Source organism: Cellulomonas terrae (genome assembly GCF_007990265.1).
GTDB classification, from domain to species: domain Bacteria; phylum Actinomycetota; class Actinomycetes; order Actinomycetales; family Cellulomonadaceae; genus Cellulomonas; species Cellulomonas terrae.
In genome coordinates this window covers 110,250-126,601 of sequence record NZ_BJWH01000008.1, presented here as the reverse complement: position 1 = coordinate 126,601, position 16,352 = coordinate 110,250, and the positions used below count along the sequence as shown (strand labels likewise).

General features: G+C 73.4%; 15 protein-coding genes and 1 tRNA gene. 6 read left to right on the top strand and 10 right to left on the bottom strand.

Features of this window, described 5'->3' with window-relative positions:
• Window positions 1–101 precede the first annotated feature (101 nt).
• The 3 genes from CTE05_RS09755 to CTE05_RS09745 are packed head-to-tail and all read right to left on the bottom strand — an operon-like array spanning window position 102 to window position 3,917.
• Window positions 102–995, bottom strand: coding sequence for a TatD family hydrolase (locus tag CTE05_RS09755; RefSeq protein WP_146845928.1), 894 nt, complete (start codon window positions 993–995; stop codon window positions 102–104).
• Window positions 995–2,788 carry a methionine--tRNA ligase gene (gene metG / locus CTE05_RS09750; RefSeq protein WP_146845927.1) on the bottom strand — a complete coding sequence of 598 codons (1,794 nt, stop codon included), beginning with the start codon at window positions 2,786–2,788 and terminating at the stop codon, window positions 995–997. The genes CTE05_RS09755 and metG overlap by 1 nt, the downstream gene beginning before the upstream one ends.
• A 31-nt stretch (window positions 2,789–2,819) precedes the next feature.
• On the bottom strand, window positions 2,820–3,917 hold the full coding sequence (locus CTE05_RS09745; RefSeq protein WP_146845926.1) for a PQQ-dependent sugar dehydrogenase: 1,098 nt from the start codon (window positions 3,915–3,917) through the stop codon (window positions 2,820–2,822).
• A 148-nt stretch (window positions 3,918–4,065) separates the two neighbouring features.
• Between CTE05_RS09745 and CTE05_RS09740 the strand changes: the two genes are divergently transcribed.
• Both CTE05_RS09740 and CTE05_RS09735 read left to right on the top strand, forming a co-directional pair.
• Window positions 4,066–5,265: a cytochrome ubiquinol oxidase subunit I gene (locus tag CTE05_RS09740; protein WP_146845925.1), complete on the top strand. Its 1,200-nt coding sequence runs from the start codon at window positions 4,066–4,068 to the stop codon at window positions 5,263–5,265.
• A complete protein-coding gene (locus CTE05_RS09735; RefSeq protein WP_146845924.1) occupies window positions 5,262–6,185 on the top strand; it encodes a cytochrome d ubiquinol oxidase subunit II in 924 nt (307 codons plus the stop codon). The genes CTE05_RS09740 and CTE05_RS09735 overlap by 4 nt, the downstream gene beginning before the upstream one ends.
• Window positions 6,186–6,371: 186 nt before the next feature.
• On the opposite strand, the gene rsmI is transcribed toward CTE05_RS09735, so the two are convergent.
• Window positions 6,372–7,238 carry a 16S rRNA (cytidine(1402)-2'-O)-methyltransferase gene (rsmI, locus tag CTE05_RS09730; protein WP_246123477.1) on the bottom strand — a complete coding sequence of 289 codons (867 nt, stop codon included), beginning with the start codon at window positions 7,236–7,238 and terminating at the stop codon, window positions 6,372–6,374.
• A gap of 66 nt (window positions 7,239–7,304) precedes the next feature.
• On the opposite strand from rsmI, the gene CTE05_RS09725 reads away from it, so the two are divergent.
• Entirely contained in the window at window positions 7,305–9,281 is a 1,977-nt protein-coding gene (locus CTE05_RS09725; RefSeq protein WP_246123476.1) for a dolichyl-phosphate-mannose--protein mannosyltransferase, read from the top strand.
• A gap of 12 nt (window positions 9,282–9,293) precedes the next feature.
• On the opposite strand, the gene CTE05_RS09720 is transcribed toward CTE05_RS09725, so the two are convergent.
• Both CTE05_RS09720 and CTE05_RS09715 read right to left on the bottom strand, forming a co-directional pair.
• Window positions 9,294–10,769 (bottom strand): beta-N-acetylhexosaminidase, encoded by a 1,476-nt coding sequence (locus CTE05_RS09720; protein ID WP_146845923.1) that lies wholly within the window; start codon window positions 10,767–10,769, stop codon window positions 9,294–9,296.
• A 45-nt stretch (window positions 10,770–10,814) separates the two neighbouring features.
• On the bottom strand, window positions 10,815–11,816 hold the full coding sequence (locus CTE05_RS09715) for a bile acid:sodium symporter family protein (protein ID WP_307724288.1): 1,002 nt from the start codon (window positions 11,814–11,816) through the stop codon (window positions 10,815–10,817).
• Window positions 11,817–11,918: 102 nt separating this feature from the next.
• Between CTE05_RS09715 and CTE05_RS09710 the strand changes: the two genes are divergently transcribed.
• The 3 genes from CTE05_RS09710 to CTE05_RS09700 all read left to right on the top strand — a co-directional run bounded on the left by CTE05_RS09710 (window position 11,919) and on the right by CTE05_RS09700 (window position 13,149).
• Window positions 11,919–12,194, top strand: a complete 276-nt coding sequence (locus CTE05_RS09710; protein ID WP_146845922.1) for a GlsB/YeaQ/YmgE family stress response membrane protein — start codon at window positions 11,919–11,921, stop codon at window positions 12,192–12,194.
• A gap of 92 nt (window positions 12,195–12,286) precedes the next feature.
• Window positions 12,287–12,646 carry an ArsR/SmtB family transcription factor gene (locus CTE05_RS09705; protein WP_146845921.1) on the top strand — a complete coding sequence of 120 codons (360 nt, stop codon included), beginning with the start codon at window positions 12,287–12,289 and terminating at the stop codon, window positions 12,644–12,646.
• Window positions 12,643–13,149 carry an SRPBCC family protein gene (locus CTE05_RS09700; RefSeq protein WP_146845920.1) on the top strand — a complete coding sequence of 169 codons (507 nt, stop codon included), beginning with the start codon at window positions 12,643–12,645 and terminating at the stop codon, window positions 13,147–13,149. Before CTE05_RS09705 ends, CTE05_RS09700 begins: the two co-directional genes overlap by 4 nt.
• A gap of 65 nt (window positions 13,150–13,214) precedes the next feature.
• Here CTE05_RS09700 and CTE05_RS09695 read toward each other — a convergent pair.
• The 4 genes from CTE05_RS09695 to CTE05_RS09680 all read right to left on the bottom strand — a co-directional run bounded on the left by CTE05_RS09695 (window position 13,215) and on the right by CTE05_RS09680 (window position 16,352).
• Window positions 13,215–13,287 (bottom strand) — tRNA-Ala (locus tag CTE05_RS09695).
• A gap of 54 nt (window positions 13,288–13,341) precedes the next feature.
• Window positions 13,342–14,454, bottom strand: a complete 1,113-nt coding sequence (locus tag CTE05_RS09690) for a SepX/GlpR family protein (RefSeq protein WP_146845919.1) — start codon at window positions 14,452–14,454, stop codon at window positions 13,342–13,344.
• A gap of 63 nt (window positions 14,455–14,517) precedes the next feature.
• The gene (locus CTE05_RS09685) at window positions 14,518–15,117 is read right to left on the bottom strand and encodes a GNAT family N-acetyltransferase (RefSeq protein ID WP_146845918.1); all 600 of its coding nucleotides are present in this window, start codon (window positions 15,115–15,117) and stop codon (window positions 14,518–14,520) included.
• On the bottom strand, window positions 15,117–16,352 hold the full coding sequence (locus CTE05_RS09680) for a molybdopterin molybdotransferase MoeA (RefSeq protein ID WP_146845917.1): 1,236 nt from the start codon (window positions 16,350–16,352) through the stop codon (window positions 15,117–15,119). The genes CTE05_RS09685 and CTE05_RS09680 overlap by 1 nt, the downstream gene beginning before the upstream one ends.

Below are 16,352 nucleotides of genomic sequence, written 5' to 3'. Positions count from 1 at the left end.
AGGTCCGACCGTAACCGATCCGTGACCGACCCGGTAACCCGAGGTCCGCCCTCCGGGACCGACATCACTCGACCGTGCGGTGCCAGACCGGGTCAGACCCGTCACCACGAGCCGTAGACCGCCTCGGACGTCGCCGCGAGCGCCGAGCAGACCTCCACCAGGGGGCGCCCGGTGACCTCGGCGACCGTGCGGACGGTCCCGGGCAGCAGGTACGGGGCGTTGGGCCGGCCCCGGAACGGGTGCACGGTGAGGTAGGGGGCGTCCGTCTCGACGAGCAGGAGGCTGGGCGGGACCACGCGCAGCGCGTCCCGCAGGGCGTCGTTCGCACGGAAGGAGACCGGCCCGGCGAACGAGAGGTACCAGCCGTGGGACACCGCGAGCCGCGCGAGCGCCGCGTCGCCGGAGAAGCAGTGGAACACCGTGCGGTCCGGGGCGCCGTCGGCGAGCAGCACCTCGACCACCTCGTCGTGGGCGTCGCGGTCGTGGATCTGCAGTGCGAGACCCAGCTCCTTGGCCAGCGCGACGTGCGTCCGGAACGCCTCGCGCTGGACCTCCCTGCCCCGGGTGCCCGCCCGGAAGTGGTCCAGGCCGGTCTCGCCGATGGCGCGGATGCGGGGGTTGGCCCGGGCGGTGCGCTCCACGAGGTCGATCGCGTCCGCCAGCGGGACCTCGTACGGCGGCTCGGGCTCGAGGCCGTCGGGTGCGGCCTCGACGACCCCCGCGTGCCGGACGGCCTCGTTCGGGTGGACGGCGACGGCCCCGAGGAGCTGCGGGTGGGTGCGCACCGCGTCGTCGGTCCAGGCGATCGCCTCCACGTCGCAGCCCACCTGCACCATGCGCGGCACCCCCACCGACGACGCGCGCTCCAGGTGCGCAGCCAGGGACGGGGACCCCTCCCAGGTGACCACCGACTCCAGGTGCGTGTGGTTGTCGACGACCGCGAGGGGCAGGGGCTCGGGCGGTTCGGGCCACCCGGTCGTCCGCGTCCGCGCCATCAGGCCTGACGCAGCCGCTCGAGCTCCTCCTCGACGATCGAGTCGTCGAGCTTGGTGAAGACGGGCACGGGCTTGCCGACGGGCGTCCCGGGCACGACCGGGCTCGACCCCCACGGCGCGACGGTCCGTCCGAGCTCGTAGTCGCCGGTGATCACCGGGTAGTGGCGCGAGTCGTCGTCGAGGTCGGTGACCTCGTCGATCCGCGGCAGCGGCGAGAACGTGCCCGTGCGGCCGAACGTCTCGTGCACCTTCTGGGCGGAGTGCGGCAGGAACGGCGCCAGCAGCGTGTTGGCGTCGCTGACCGCCTGCGCGGCCGTGTGCAGCACCGTGCCGAGACGGTCCCGGTCCTGCGTGAGCTTCCACGGCTCTGTCTCGGAGATGTACCGGTTGGCCTCCTGGACCACGCGCATCGCCTCGCTGACCGCGGCACGGTTGCGGTGGGTGCCGATCAGACCGCCGACCTTGTCGAAGCCCGCCGACGTGGCCGCGAGCAGACCCTGGTCGACCGGCTGCAGCTCACCGGGCGCCGGGATCTCGCCGAAGTTCTTGTGGATCAGGCTCGCCGTGCGGTTGACCAGGTTGCCCCAGCCCGCGACGAGCTCGGAGTTGGTCCGCGTCTTGAAGTCCGCCCACGTGAAGTCGGAGTCCTGGTTCTCCGGCCCGGCCACCGACAGGAAGTACCGCAGCGCGTCCGGCTGGTAGCGGGACAGGACGTCGCGCACGTAGATGACGACGCCGCGCGACGAGCTGAACTGCTTGCCCTCCATCGTCAGGAACTCGCTGGAGACCACCTCGGTGGGCAGGTTCAGCGCGCCGAACTGCCCGGGCGAGCCACCCTTCGCCCCGCGACCGTCGTAGGCCAGCAGCTCGGCCGGCCAGATCTGCGAGTGGAACGTGATGTTGTCCTTGCCCATGAAGTAGTAGCTCAGGGCCTCGGGGTCGTTCCAGAAGGGACGCCAGGCGTCCGGGTCGCCCTTGCGGCGCGCCCACTCGATCGACGCCGACAGGTACCCGATGACCGCGTCGAACCACACGTAGAGGCGCTTGTTCGGGTTGTCCGCCCAGCCCTCCAGCGGGATCGGGATGCCCCAGTCGATGTCCCGGGACATGGCCCGGGGGCGCAGGTCGTCGATGAGGTTGAGCGAGAAGTTCAGGACGTTCGGGCGCCAGTCCGTGCGCGTCCTGAGCCACGCCTCCAGGGCGCCGGCGAGCGCGGGCAGGTCGAGGAAGAAGTGGTTCGACTCGACGAACTTCGGCGTCTCGCCGTTGATCCGGCTGCGCGGGTTGATGAGGTCGATCGCGTCCAGCTGGTTGCCGCAGTTGTCGCACTGGTCGCCGCGCGCCCCGTCGTACCCGCAGATCGGGCAGGTGCCCTCCACGTACCGGTCGGGCAGCGTGCGGCCCGTGCTCGGCGAGATGGCCCCCAAGGACGACTGCTCGATCATGTAGCCGTTCTTGTGCACCGTGCGGAACATCTCCTGCACGACCGCGTAGTGGTTGCGCGTCGTCGTCCGCGTGAACAGGTCGTAGCTCAGACCCAGGTTCACCAGGTCCTCGACGACCACGCGGTTGTACTTGTCGGCCAGCTCCTGCGGGCCCAGGCCCTCCTGGTCGGCCAGCACCAGGATCGGCGTCCCGTGCTCGTCGGTGCCGGAGACCATGAGCACCTCGTTGCCCGCCATCCGGTTGTAGCGGCTGAAGATGTCCGACGGGACACCGAAGCCGGCGACGTGACCGATGTGGCGGGGGCCGTTCGCGTAGGGCCACGCGACGGCCGAGAGGATGCGAGACATGCGCCGATCCTAGGTGAGCGTGCGCGCGCGCTCAGTCGACGACCAGCCGCAGGATCCGGTCGTCGCCGTCGCGGACGTCGCCGCGGCCGTCGGTGTTCCCTGTGACGACCCACAGCGACCCGTCGGGCGCCGGCTCGACCGCGCGCAGCCGCCCGCGCTCCCCCTCCAGCAGCGCCCCCGGGGTGCCGACGCCGTCGTCGGTCAGCGGCACCCGCCACAGCCGCTCGCCGCGCAGCCCGGCGAGGTAGACGCCCTCGTCGGTGACGGCCAGACCGCTCGGCGACGCGTCCGTGGTGGGCCACTGCGCCACCGGCGACACGAACCCGTCGCCGATCCCCTCGACCTCCGGCCACCCGTAGTTGGCGCCGGGCTCGATCACGTTGAGCTCGTCCCACGTGTTCTGGCCGAACTCCGAGGCGAACATCCGGCCGTCGGGCGCCCAGCCCAGCCCCTGCACGTTGCGGTGCCCCAGGCTCCACACCGGTGAGCCGTCGTCGGGGTTGCCCGGCGCGGGCTCACCGTCGGGGGTGATGCGCAGGATCTTGCCGTTGAGGCTGTCCGGGTCCTGCGCCGACGGCGGGTCGCCCGCGTCGCCGGTGGTGACGTACAGGAAGCCGTCCGGCCCGACCGCGAGCCGGCCACCGTTGTGGTTCCCGGCCTTCTCGATGCCCGTGAGGATCGGTCGCAGGTCCCCCAGGACCGACCCGTCGAGCGTGCCGCGCAGGACCCGGTTGTCGTCGGCCGCGGTCGCGTACAGGGCCAGGTCCACGGTGGTGCCGTCCGCGCCCAGGACCGTCACGCCCAGCAGGCCACCCTCGCCACCGGGCACGACGAGGTCGGTGAGCTCGTCGGCGCCCGGCCCGGTCACGTCCGTCGCCGAGCCGTCGGGACCGACGACCACCAGCGCCGCCTCGTTGCGCAGCGTGACCACGGCGTCGCCGTCCGGCAGGAACGCGAGCCCCCACGGCACGTCGAGGTCGCCGACGACGTCGTCGACGTCGGTCACCTCCACCGACGGAGGCTGGGATGCCGCGGCCGGTGCGGTCTCCGGGCTGTCCTGTGCGGTGCAGCCCGCGAGCGCCCCGAGGGCGACGACGAGCGCGCACCCGGTCACCCTCCGCAGAGCCATGCCCCAGCCGATCACGAGCACCCGCGCCCCGCACTCCGGGACCACCCTGACCGGTGCGCCGGTCCACCTCGGGGACCACCCGGAACCGTCCCCGATCTTCCCCCGGGAGCCGGGTCCGCGGCCGTCTCCCGGCTCTAGCGTCCCTCTCGTGAGCGCCGTCGACGCCGCCCGCACGCAGTTCGCCCTGCTCGCGGGCTTCCACTTCCTGTTCGTCCTCGTGACCCTGGGCCTCGGACCCGTGGTCGCGATCTTCCAGACCCGCTGGGCGGTCACCCGCCTCGACGTCCACCAGTACGCCACCCGGTTCTGGGGCCAGCTGTACCTCGTCAACTACGCGCTCGGGATCGTCGCCGGGATCCTGCTGGAGCTCCAGTTCGGGCTGCACTTCCCGGGGCTGCTCGACGTCGCCGGCGAGGTGTTCGGCGCCCCGCTCGCCGTCGAGACGATGGTCGCGTTCTTCCTCGAGTCGACGCTGCTCGGGCTGTGGGTGTTCGGCTGGCACCAGCTGGACCGGTGGGTGCACACCGCGGTCTTCTGGCTCGTCGTGCTCACGGGGTACGCGTCGGCGTTCGCCGTCATGGTCGCCAACGGGTTCCTGCGCAACCCGGTCGGCTACGAGCTGCGCGACGGCGTCGCCCACGTCACCGACCCCGCGGCGCTCGTGCTCAACCCCGCCTCGGTCCTGTCGCTCGGTCACGTCATCGGTGCGTGCCTGCTGGCCGGTGCGTTCGTCGTCATCGGGATCAGCGCCTGGCACCTGCGCCGCCAGACCGGCTACGACGAGCTGTTCCAGCGCTCGCTGCGCACCGGCGTGGTGGTGGGGTCGGTGGGGGCGCTGCTCGCGGTCGGGTTCGGGTTCTCGCAGTTCTCCTACCTCGCCGACGACGCCGCGGCCGGGCAGTCCCCCGTGGTCGGCACCGCGCTCGGCCTCATGGTCCTGGGCGGCTTCGTGCTGTTCCTCGGCGCGTTCCCGATGCTGGCGCTCATGATCCGCGGCGCGCTGTTCCGGCTGCCGTTCCGTAACGCCGTCTACGCCTTCCTCACCGCCGTGCTGCCCCTCCCGTTCGTGCTGGCGATCTTCGGCTGGCTCGCCCGCGAGATCGGCCGGCAGCCGTGGGTCGTCGTCGGGGTGCTGCGGACCTCCGACGCCACCTCCACGCACAGCGCCACGACCGTGCTCGTCTCGCTCGCCGTGCTCGTCGGGCTCATCGCGACCCTGGCCGTCGTCGACTGGGTACTGCTCGCCCGGCTGGCCCGCCTCGGACCCGGGTCCCCGACGCTCGGCGCGCCCGCGCTCCACGCCCGCGAGGCCGACGAGCCCCTCACCTTCGCGGAGGCACCCCGATGATCTGGAGCCTGCTGCTCGTCGGCGCGCTCGCGGGCTGGGCCGTCCTCGACGGCATGAACCAGGGCCTCGGCGCGACTCTCCGCCAGGTCGGCCGGACCCCCGGCGAGCGCCGGACCGTCCTCACCGCCCTCGGACCGTTCCTGCTGGCGGGCGAGGTCTGGCTCGTCGCCGCCGCGGGCGTGCTGCTCGCGGGCTTCCACGACCTCGAGCGCGACCTCCTCGGCGTCGCCTACCCGCTGGTGATCGCGCTGCTCGTCACCTGGGTGCTCCGCGACGCCGGCGTGTGGCTGCGCAGCCGACGCCCGGGCGTCCGCTGGCGGGCGTCGTGGGAACGCGTGATCGTCGTTGCCTCGGTCGCACTGCCGCTGTCCGCAGGAGCCCTGCTCGGGACCGCGCTCGTGTGGCTCCCGCCGCAGCCGTCGCCGACCGCGCGCGTCGTCGTGCCGGTCCTCACGGCGCTCTCCGCGGTCGCCGTCACGCGCGTGCTCGGCACCACCTTCGTCGCGGTCCGGACCTCGGGCGTCCTGCGCGAGCGCGCCACCCGGCTGGCCGCCCGGTCCCTGCCGTGGTCGGCGGGTCTGCTCGCGGCGTCGGCGATCGCGTACGTCGTCCTCGTCCCCGCCGACGGTCCGATGACCGCCGTCCTGCCGCCGCTCGTGGTGCTGGCCGGCTCCGGGTCCGCGCTCGTGGCGCGTCCGGCGCTGGCGGCCGGTCGGCTGCACCGGGCGCTCGGCGCGGTGGTCGTGGGCGGCGTGCTCCCGGTCGTCGCCGCCGCGCTCGCCCTCGCGCCGGTGCCGTCGCCGGCACCGACCCTCGAGCTCGTGCTGCTCGCCTGCGTCCCGGTGCTGCTCGCGGCCCAGGCGTGGGTCCGGTGGACGTTCCGCCACCCGGTCGGCCCGCGCGACGCCGTCTTCTACTGACGACCCCGACATGGAGACCGCGACGGCTGTCGGAACGGCGCCCAGGTCGGGTTCGACGGGATGACCTGCCGTCGGCCCCGCCCTGTCCGCGGACGGTGCCCACCGGGGCACCAAGCCCTGGGTGACGCACTCGGTCGTCGACGCGTCACTCAGGGCTTGGTCGTCGGCCGACGCCGAGCAAGGGGGTCAGCGGGGTTTGGCTGCCAGGGCCGCCGCGTACAGGTCGCGCTTCGGGACGCCTGCCGCTGCGGCCACCTCGGCGACCGCGTCCTTCAGGCGGTCGCCGGCGTCCGTGCGGGACAGGACCTCCGCGACCAGGTCCGCGGTCGACAGCTCCACCGCGTTGACCGCCCCGCCGACCACCACGACGATCTCCCCGCGCACCTGGTCCGCGGACGCCCACGCCACGAGGTCCGCCAGGGGTCCGCGGACGATCTCCTCGTACGTCTTGGTCAGCTCGCGGCAGACGGCGGCGGGCCGGTCCGCGCCGAACGCGACGGCCATCGCCGCCAGGGTGTCGTCGAGCCGGTGCGGTGCCTCGAAGAACACCATCGTCCGGCGCTCGTCGGCCAGGAGCTCGAACGCCCGGGCCCGCTCGCCGGGCTTGCGCGGTGGGAACCCCTCGAAGCAGAACCGGTCGGTCGGCAGCCCGGACAGGGCGAGCGCGGTGAGCACAGCGCTCGGCCCGGGGGCGGCCGTCACCGGCAGTCCCGCTGCGACCGCGGCGCCCACCACGCGGAACCCGGGGTCCGACACCGCGGGCATCCCCGCGTCCGTCACGACGACCACCGTGCCCCCACCGGCGACGACCGCGAGCACCTCCGCCGACCGCTCGACCTCGTTGTGCTCGTGGAAGCTGAGCACCCGACCACCGATCTCGACCCCCAGCCGGGCCGCGAGCGCCCGCAGCCGACGGGTGTCCTCCGCAGCGACGACGTCGGCCTCCGCGAGCAGCCGACGCAGGTGCGCCGAGGCGTCCTCGGTGTTCCCGATCGGTGTCGCGGCCAGCACGAGACGGCCTGAGGGTCGGCCGGTGGGGCTCGAAGGGGTCACACCGGTCAGCCTGCCACCTCCCGGAACCCCCTCCCGCAGCACAGGCACCGCCCCTACGATGACCGCGTGCCGCCCACCGGAGACGACGACGCCTCGACCCTGACCGAAGGTCAGGAGGTCCCCGCCCCCTCCCCGGCTCCCGACGAGGCCCCGACGACGGTCGAGGGCGCGACCGTCGTCGCCGAGAGCGTGGACGGGCCCGCTGCCGTCGGCGGCACCGGACAGGCTGGCTCCGACGACACGAGCGTCGAGGTCGGGGTCGACGAGCCCACGCCGGCGGAGGCCGTCGACGCGACGGACACGGCCGACCGGAGCGCAGGGTCCGAGACGACGGTCGGTGCCGTGGGCGCAGGGGCAGCGGTGGGAGCCGGCGCGACCGCTCCGGTCGGCGCTCCGGTGGCCGTGGCGGTCCTCGACCGCGACGACGAGCCGCGCGAGCTCGAGGGCCCCGAGGAGTCCACCCGCGGCCGGCTGCTGCGGCGGCTGCTGGGCGACGACACGCTCCGGCTCGGCTCGACGCCGCGCGAACGGCTCACGGGATGGCTCTGGCCGCTCGCCGTCACGGCGCTGGCCGCGGTGCTGCGGCTCTGGGACCTGGGCCGCCCCCACACGCTCGTGTTCGACGAGACGTACTACGTCAAGGACGCGTACTCGCTGCTGGTCAACGGCTTCGAGGCGACGTGGGGCGAGGACCCGAACCCGGCGTTCGAGGCGGGTGACACCAGCAGCCTGACCGACGTCGGCTCGTACGTGGTGCACCCGCAGGTGGGCAAGTGGCTGATCGCCCTCGGGATCCAGCTCGGGGGCGGTGTCGGCAGCTCGGCCGCGTGGCGCATCGCGGCGGCCGTCTGCGGGATCCTGGCGGTCCTGATGATCGCGCGCATCGGCCGGCGGCTGTTCGCGTCCACGGCGCTCGGCACGCTGGCGGGCCTGCTGTTCGCGGTCGACGGCGAGGCGATCGTCATGTCGCGGATCAGCCTCCTGGACCCGTTCCTCATGTTCTTCGTCCTCGCGGCGTTCGGCGCGCTCCTGCTGGACCGCGACCAGGCACGGCGGCGGCTGGCCGAGCGGACCGCGCGACGGCTGGACGCGGGCGAGGAGCTCCGGGACGGGCCACGCCTGGGCGTCCGCTGGTGGCGGCTCGCGGCTGCCGTGCTGCTCGGTCTGGCGCTGGGCACCAAGTGGTCCGCCCTGTACTTCCTCGCGGTGTTCGGGCTGCTCAGCGTGGCGTGGGACCTCACCGCCCGCCGGAGCATCGGGGTGCGGCACTGGTGGCGCGCGGGGATCCTCAAGGACGGTGTCGTCGCGGGTGTCGCGATGGTCGGGATCGCGCTCGTCGTCTACGTCGGCTCGTGGTGGTCCTGGTTCACGCACCGGCAGTCCTACGGTCGGCTCTGGGCGGAGCAGAACCCGGACCAGGGCGTCCTGTGGCTCCCGCCGGCGCTGCGCTCGTTCTGGAAGTACCACCAGGACATGTGGGGGTTCCACAACGGGCTGGAGACACCGCACTCGTACTCGTCCCACCCGCTCGGGTGGATCGTGCAGTGGCGTCCGACGTCGTTCTTCTACCCCACCGAGGTGTCCGGGCTGACCGGTGAGGCGGCGCAGGACGCGTGCGGGGCGAGCAGCTGCTCGCAGGCGATCGTCGCGCTCGGGAACCCGGTCCTGTGGTGGTGCGCGGCGGCGGCGATCATCGTCGCGCTCGTCTGGCTGTTCCGGTACCGCGACTGGCGCGCGGGGGCGGTGCTGTCCGGCCTGGTAGCCGGCTGGTTGCCGTGGTTCGCCTACGAGCACCGCACGATCTTCACGTTCTACTCGATCGTGTTCGCGCCCTGGGTGGTGCTCACGCTGGTCTACGTCATCGGCCTGGTGGTCGGACCGAAGGACCTCGACCCACGCGAACGCCGGTGGGCGATCATCGGCTCCGGGGTGCTGGTCGCGCTGATCGTGGCCGTCAGCGCGTTCTTCTACCCGCTCTGGTCCGCGTGGATCGTGCCCTACGACTTCTGGCACTCGCACATGTGGCTGCAGACGTGGGTCTGACGCCCTGACGCCTCAGCGAGCCCAGTCCACCTGCGGGCTCGCGTACCAGGACAGCCCGAGGCGGTCCCAGAACGGTGCCTGGCGGGCGACGCGGTCGCGGAAGTCGTCCCAGTCGCGGCGCTCGGGTGCGGACCAGGCGACCTCGGCGATCGCGGCCAGCCGCGGCAGCAGCATCTGCGTGAGCGCCGGCAGGTCGCGCAGCGTCTCGGTCCAGACGGCCGCCTCGACGCCGATCACGGACTCCGCCGGCACGCCCTCGATGAGGGTCGACGGCTCCCAGTCGTAGGCGTCGCGCAGCTCGATGTGACCGGCCCACTCCAGGCCGAGCTCGGTGCTCGCGTCGTACTTCATGTCGAGGTACGCCTTCGACCCCGGGGACATGAGCAGCAGGGCTCCGGCCTGGGCGGCGGCGACGAACGGAGCCGGGTCGACGCGGGTGTCCCAGTACTGCACGACCGTGCCCGGCTCCAACGGGGTGTGGGCGATCTCCTGCCAGCCGACGACCTTCTTGCCGGCGGCGCGCACCGCGGCGGACGCGGCGGCGACGAGCGTGGCGTACTCGTCGGCCTCCATCGTCAGCACCTCGTCGCCACCGATGTGCACGTACTCACCGGGGGTCATCGCCGCGACGTCGGAGAACACGTCCGTGAGGAACGGGCCGGTCGCAGGCAGGTCCGCGTGCAGCCGGCTGAAGCCGACCTCGATCCCCGTGTAGCTGTCGGTCGGCTCACCGCTCGGGTTCAGCTCCCCGTAGGCGTGCGTGGCCGCGTTGACGTGCCCGGGGACGTCGATCTCCGGGACGACGCGCACACCGCGGACCGCCCCGTACGCGACGAGGTCCGCGTAGTCCTCGGCCGTGTAGAAGCCGCCGGGGTCCCCGTCGACCGAGGTGCTGCTGGACAGCCGGGTCAGCAGCGGCCGCGACCGCACGTGCAGGCGCCAGCCCTGGTCGTCCGTCAGGTGCAGGTGCAGGACGTTGAGCTTGTAGTGCGACATGAGGCCGATGACGACCTTGAGGTCGCGCACCGGCAGGAAGTGCCGGGCCACGTCGACCGACAGCCCGCGCCACTGGTACCGCGGCGCGTCCTCGATGCGCACGGCGGGAACCTGCAGGACCCCTCCGGGTGCGGCGACGACGAGCTGGCGCAGAGTCACGATCGCGCGCACGAGCCCCGCGGGGGTGCGGGCCTCGAGGTCGATGCGACCGGCGCGGGAGGTCACGCGGTACGCCTCGTCGCCGGGCGGCAGCGACTCGACCAGCCGGAGCCGGACCACACCGGTCGCGGCGCCGGGGCTGCTCTCGGCGTACCGCACCTCGACGGCCCTGCCCCCGACCCGGCCGAGGAGGTCCGCCGCGAGCACCGCGATGCCGATCAGGTCCGGTCGGCCGTCGACGACGACGGTGGTCGCCTCCGTCAGCACGAACGGCGCGTCGCCGGTCTGCTCGAGCACGGAGGGCTGCGGGATGACGGCGATGGCGTCGGGCACGGGGGGTCCTCGGAGGAGAGCGGGTCGAATCGTTCCGGCTGAACGCTACTCGACCTGCGCCGCGAGCCTGCGCGCGAGCACCGCGCACGTGGCCAGCTGCAGCTGGTGGAAGACGATCACGGGCAGCGCCACGCTCGCGGCGAGCGCTGGGGCGAACAGGACCGCCGCCATCGGCAGGCCCGTCGCGAGGCTCTTCTTCGACCCGCACATCAGCAGCGCGATCCGGTCGCCGCGGGCCAGCCCGAGCCGACGTCCGCCGTCCCAGGTGAGCAGCAGCATCGTGGCGAGCATGGCCGCGCACACCACGACGAGGATGACGAGGGCGACCCAGGTGACGTGCGACCACGCCCCGGACACCGTCGCCTGGCTCACCGACGTGTAGGCGACGAGGACGATCACGCTCCGGTCGGTCACCCGCGTGAGGTGCGGCCGCGCCCGCAACCAGGGCCCCAGCCAGCGCTGCACCAGCTGCCCCGCGGCGAACGGCAGGAGCAGCAGCAGGAGGATCCCGGTGAGGTTCCCGCCGGCCTGTCCGGAGGTCCGGACCATGAGCACGCCGACGAGCAGCGGCGTCAGCACGATGCCGACGACGTTCGAGATCGTGGCACCCGTGATCGCCCCGGCGACGTTGCCGCGCGCGACGGACGTGAACACGACGGACGCCTGCACGGTGGACGGCAGCAGCGACAGGTACAGCACGCCCGTCTTGAGCTCGGACGAGATCACCGCGTCCGGCAGGAGCTGGACCAGCAGACCGAGGACCGGGAACGCCACGTAGGTCGCCGCGAGCATCGACCCCTGCAGCCGCCAGCTGCGCAGCCCCGCCCACACCTCGCCGGTGGCCATGCGGGCGCCGTACAGGAAGAACAGGAGCACGATCGCGGCCGTGCGGGCCACGTCGAGGACGTCGGCGACCACCCCGCGCGCGGGCAGCAGCAGCCCCAGCAGGAGCGCGGACAGGATCATCACGACGAGCGGGTCGACCCAGTGCAGGGCCCGTGCCCAGAGCCTGCGCCCCGCGTCGTCGGCGGGCATGGCGGAGGGCACGGCGACATTCTGTCACCGCGCTCGGCGCGCGGATCCGTCGGATCCCCCCTAGATTCATCCGTCGTACCCGGACGAACCCCTCGAAGTCAAGGAGTTCCACACATGACACCCGAAGGCATCATCTCCGCCATCATCATCGGCGCCGTGATCGGCATCCTCGGCCGTCTGCTCGTGCGCGGCCGTCAGCGCATCTCCCTTCTCGTGACCATCCTCATCGGCATCGTCGCGGCCCTGCTCGGTACCTACCTGGCCAGCCTGGTCGGCGTGCAGGACACCGCGGGCGTCGACTGGGTCGAGCTGCTGTTCCAGGTCGTGCTCGCCGCCATCGGTGTCGCCGCCGTCTCGGGGAGCCGCGGCCGTCGCCGCAGCATCCTCTGAGCGCCACGCACCCAGCACGACGAGGGCGGCCTTCCGGACGGGAGGCCGCCCTCCTCTTGACAGATTGGTAACCGATTAGTTACCAATAGTCCATGGACCCGTTCCCCGCGCTCGCCGACCCGGTGCGACGAGACCTGCTGCGCACCCTCGCGCGGAGCCCGGCGCGCGTGGTCGACCTCGCCGCCATGCACCCGATCAGCCGACCCGCCGTCAGCAAGCACCTGCGCGTCCTCGTGGACGCCGGCCTGGTCAGCGCCGAGGCGCACGGACGGGAACGTCACTACGCGCTGCTGGCCGACGGGCTGGAACCGGTCCGAGGCCTGCTCCGCGACCTGAGCCCGCGCCCCCGGTTCGACGACTCGGTCCTCGACGGCCTCGACCTCGAGGTCCGCCGCACCGTCCGCGACCATCGAGAAGCCCTGCCGACCGACCCCGAGGAGGAGACAGCATGACCCCCAGCCCCACCGGCCGCCGAGAGACCCGCGACGGCCACGACAGCATCGTGCTCGACCGCACGTTCCGCGCGCCGATCGAGTCCGTGTGGGCCGCGGTCACCGAGTCCGACCGGCTCGAACGCTGGATCGGCACCTGGACCGGCGACCCGACCTCGGGTTCGGTCCTCTTCCGCATGAACGCCGAGGGCGACGACACCAAGCCCGAGACCTTCACGATCCACGAGTGCGTCCCACCCCGCCGCATCACGCTCACCTCGCAGGTGGTCGGCGAGGAGAACGTCTGGCACTTCGTGCTCGAGCTGACCGAGGCGGACGGCACCACCACGCTGACGTTCAGCCAGTCCGTCCCGGACGCGGAGGTGGCGACGGGCGTCGGGCCAGGCTGGGAGTACTACCTCGACCGCCTCGTCGCCGCGGAGACCGGCGCCGACGTCGCAGCACTCGACTTCGGCGACTACCACCCGGCGCAGTCGGACCACTACCGGGCCCTGTTCGCCTGACCTGCAGAGCCTTCTCCGGAACGACGAAGGCGGCCTCCCGGAGGGGGGCCGCCTTCGTGCTGCGGTGGAGCTGAGGGGATTCGAACCCCTGACCTTCTCATTGCGAACGAGACGCGCTACCAACTGCGCCACAGCCCCGCGAGCGGCCTAAAGACTAACACCAGGCCCCGGTGGATCGCGAAATCCGGCGGGTCACTCCCCGGCGACGCGGCGCTTGGCCAGGACGGCGTTGAGGTCGATGCTGCCGGTGGTCTCCACAGGCGCCTCGAGCGGCGCCCGCTCGGCGTCGGCGGGTGCGTCGACGTCGGCGGTACGGGCGGCGGTCGACCCCTCGAGGTTCTCCAGCGGGGCCGGCTCGCGCCGCGGGGCGGAGGCCTTCATCGTGTACGTCGGGCGCGGGACGGGGACCGGCGACCAGGCCTCGTCCTCGTCGCCCGCCGTCTCCGGGGCGCGTTCGCCGGCGGAGCGGCGGACCACCGGGACCTGCCCGGTCGACGCGTGCCGGGCGGGGCCGTCGGACTCCCCCGTGTCCGCGACGATCCGCGCGAACACCTCGGTGCTGGCGTCGGACGGGTGCACGGCGCGGCCGGTGACGAACGCCATGGGCGCCTCCGCCGGGGGCGCGGAAGCCGTCGGGGCCACGACCGGGTCGGGCCTCGTCGCCGACGCCGACGCCGTCGCGACGGCACGCATCGCACCGGTGCGCGGCCCGGACGCCACGCGACGCTCCGCGGCGATCCTCTGCTCCCAGGCCTCGTCGGCCTCACGGCCCGCGAGGACGGCGCGCCGGCCGAGCACGAGGACCGAGCCGAGCAGGACCGTGGGCACGACGCCCGCGACCCAGGTGACGAGCGGGCTGAGACCGACCGCGGCCCAGGCGACGACGCTCGCGACGACGAGGAACCCGGCCAGGAGCGCACGACGGCGCGCGGCGGCGCCACGACGCGCGACCGAGGCCGCCCGGGCAGCACGTGCCTGCGCGGCGCGGCGGGCCGCGTCGGCGGTGATCCTGTCCTGCGTGCCGTGCGGTCGGTCCACGGTGGTGCCTCCTGTCACGCTCCCGGTGGCCACCGGGAGCCCCTTGCCCGGGGTCAGCAACCCCGCTGTGCTGCTCACTGTCGGCCCGGAGACGGCCTCCTGGCGGCTGCGCCGGTCGCTCACCGCGACCACCCGCAGCGCCTCGGAGAACCGGTCGTCCGCCCGGGACTCCAGCAGCTGCTGCCGGTACCGCAGCTTGTGCGGCACCAGGTACGCCACCCACAGGCCGACCAGCGCGAGCGCGACCGGTCCTGCGAGATCGTTCACGTCACGACGGTAGGCGTCAGGGCGGCGCCGTCCGGGGACCACCACGGCGTGTCGGCCTGTGCGTCACCCGACAGTGCGCGACCGCCAGCGCCGCAGGAGCCCGTCGGGGACGTCCTCGACGGTCAGGGCGAACGTGCGGTGGTCGCACCACTTGTCCTGGATGTGCAGGTACTTCTCGCGCACGCCCTCGTCGCGGAACCCCAGCTTCTCGACGACGCGCAGCGACGGGCCGTTCTCGGGGCGGATGTTGATCTCGACGCGGTGCAGGCCGAGCGTCTCGAAGCAGTGGTCGGTGGCCAGCGCGACGGCGGTCGGGGTGATGCCGAGCCCGGCGACGTGCTCGGACACCCAGTACCCGATGGCCGCGGACCGCAGGGAGCCGTACGTGATCGACGAGACCGTCAGCTGACCGACGAGGCGGTCGGCGTGGTCGACCGCGAAGGGCAGCGTGACCCCGGCGCGGGCCTGCGCGGACAGGGTCCGCACGAAGGTGCCGAACGACGGCCGCGGACCCGTCACGGGCACGGGGCTCGTGGCGTCCCACGGCTCGAGCCACGCGGCGTTCTGCGCGCGCAGCGCCATCCACGTGTCCTGGTCGCGGCGGCGCAACGGACGCAGGCGCACGTCACCCTCGACGAGCACGGCGGGCCATCCCGTCACCATCAGCCCTCCAGGACCAGGCAGTGGATCACCTGTCCGGGGTGCACGGTCAGGTCCTGCTCACCCACCACCGCGAGCGCGTTGGCGTGGGCGAGCGCGCTGACCGTCGGCGCCGACGGGTCACCGATCGGGGTCACCCGGTAGCCCTCCTCCGGGGACCCGAGCACGGTCGCGGGCACGAACTGCCGCAGCCCCGGTGGGGAGACCCAACCCTCGACGGCCTCGGCCGCGACCGATGGTCGGAACACCTCGGCGTGCCCGGCCATCGCACGCAGCGCCGGACGGACGAACACCTCGAACGAGACCTGCGCGGCGACGGGGTGCCCCTGGAGCGCGAAGATCGGGACGGACTTGTCGCTGGCCAGGTCGTCCGCCACGGTGCCGAACCCGTGCCGCTGGCCGGGCGTCATCGCGACCTGGTCCAGCCGCACGCTGCCCATCGTGGCCAGCACGTCCTTGACCGTGTCGTCGGTCAGCTCGGACAGGCCGCCGGTGATGACGAGCAGGTCGGCGCGGACCAGCTGGTCCTCGATGGCCTCCCGCAGGACCGCCCGGTCGTCCCCGAGGATGCCGACCCGGACCGCCGCGGCACCGGCGTCCCGGACGGCGGCCTCGAGGGCGTGCCCGTCGGTCTCGAAGACCCCGTGCCCCGACCGGTCGGCGTGCGTGCCGGGCTCGACGAGCTCGTCGCCGACCGAGAGCAGCACCACGCGGGGCGTCGGGTGGACCCGCAGCCGCCCCCGGCCCATCGAGGCGACGAGGGCCAGCTGCCGGGCGCCCAGGCGGGTCCCCGCCTCGAGCACGACGTCGCCCGCGCGGACGTCGGACGCGGCGGGTCGTACGTGCTGGCCGGGCACGGCGGGTCGCTGCATGGCGACGCGTGCCGTGCCGCGGTCGGTCTCCTCCAGGGGGACGACGGCGTCGGCCCCGATCGGGAGCGCCCCACCGGACGCGACCCGCACCGCGGTGCCGGGCACCAGCCGCAGCGGACCGGCGCCCGGCCGGACGTCGTGCGCGACGGGCAGCGACTGGGCGCTCGCGTAGCCGGCGCCCGCGGTCTCGTACGCGGCGACGGCGTACCCGTCGCGCGCCGCGAGCGCGAACGCCGGCAGGTCGTGCGTGGCCGTGACGTCGGCGGCGAGGATGCAGCCGACGGCGTCACGGAGCACGACGTCGAGCGGTGCGACCGGTCCGACGGAGGCCAGCACGGCCGCGAGGTGATCCTGGACCGATCTCAT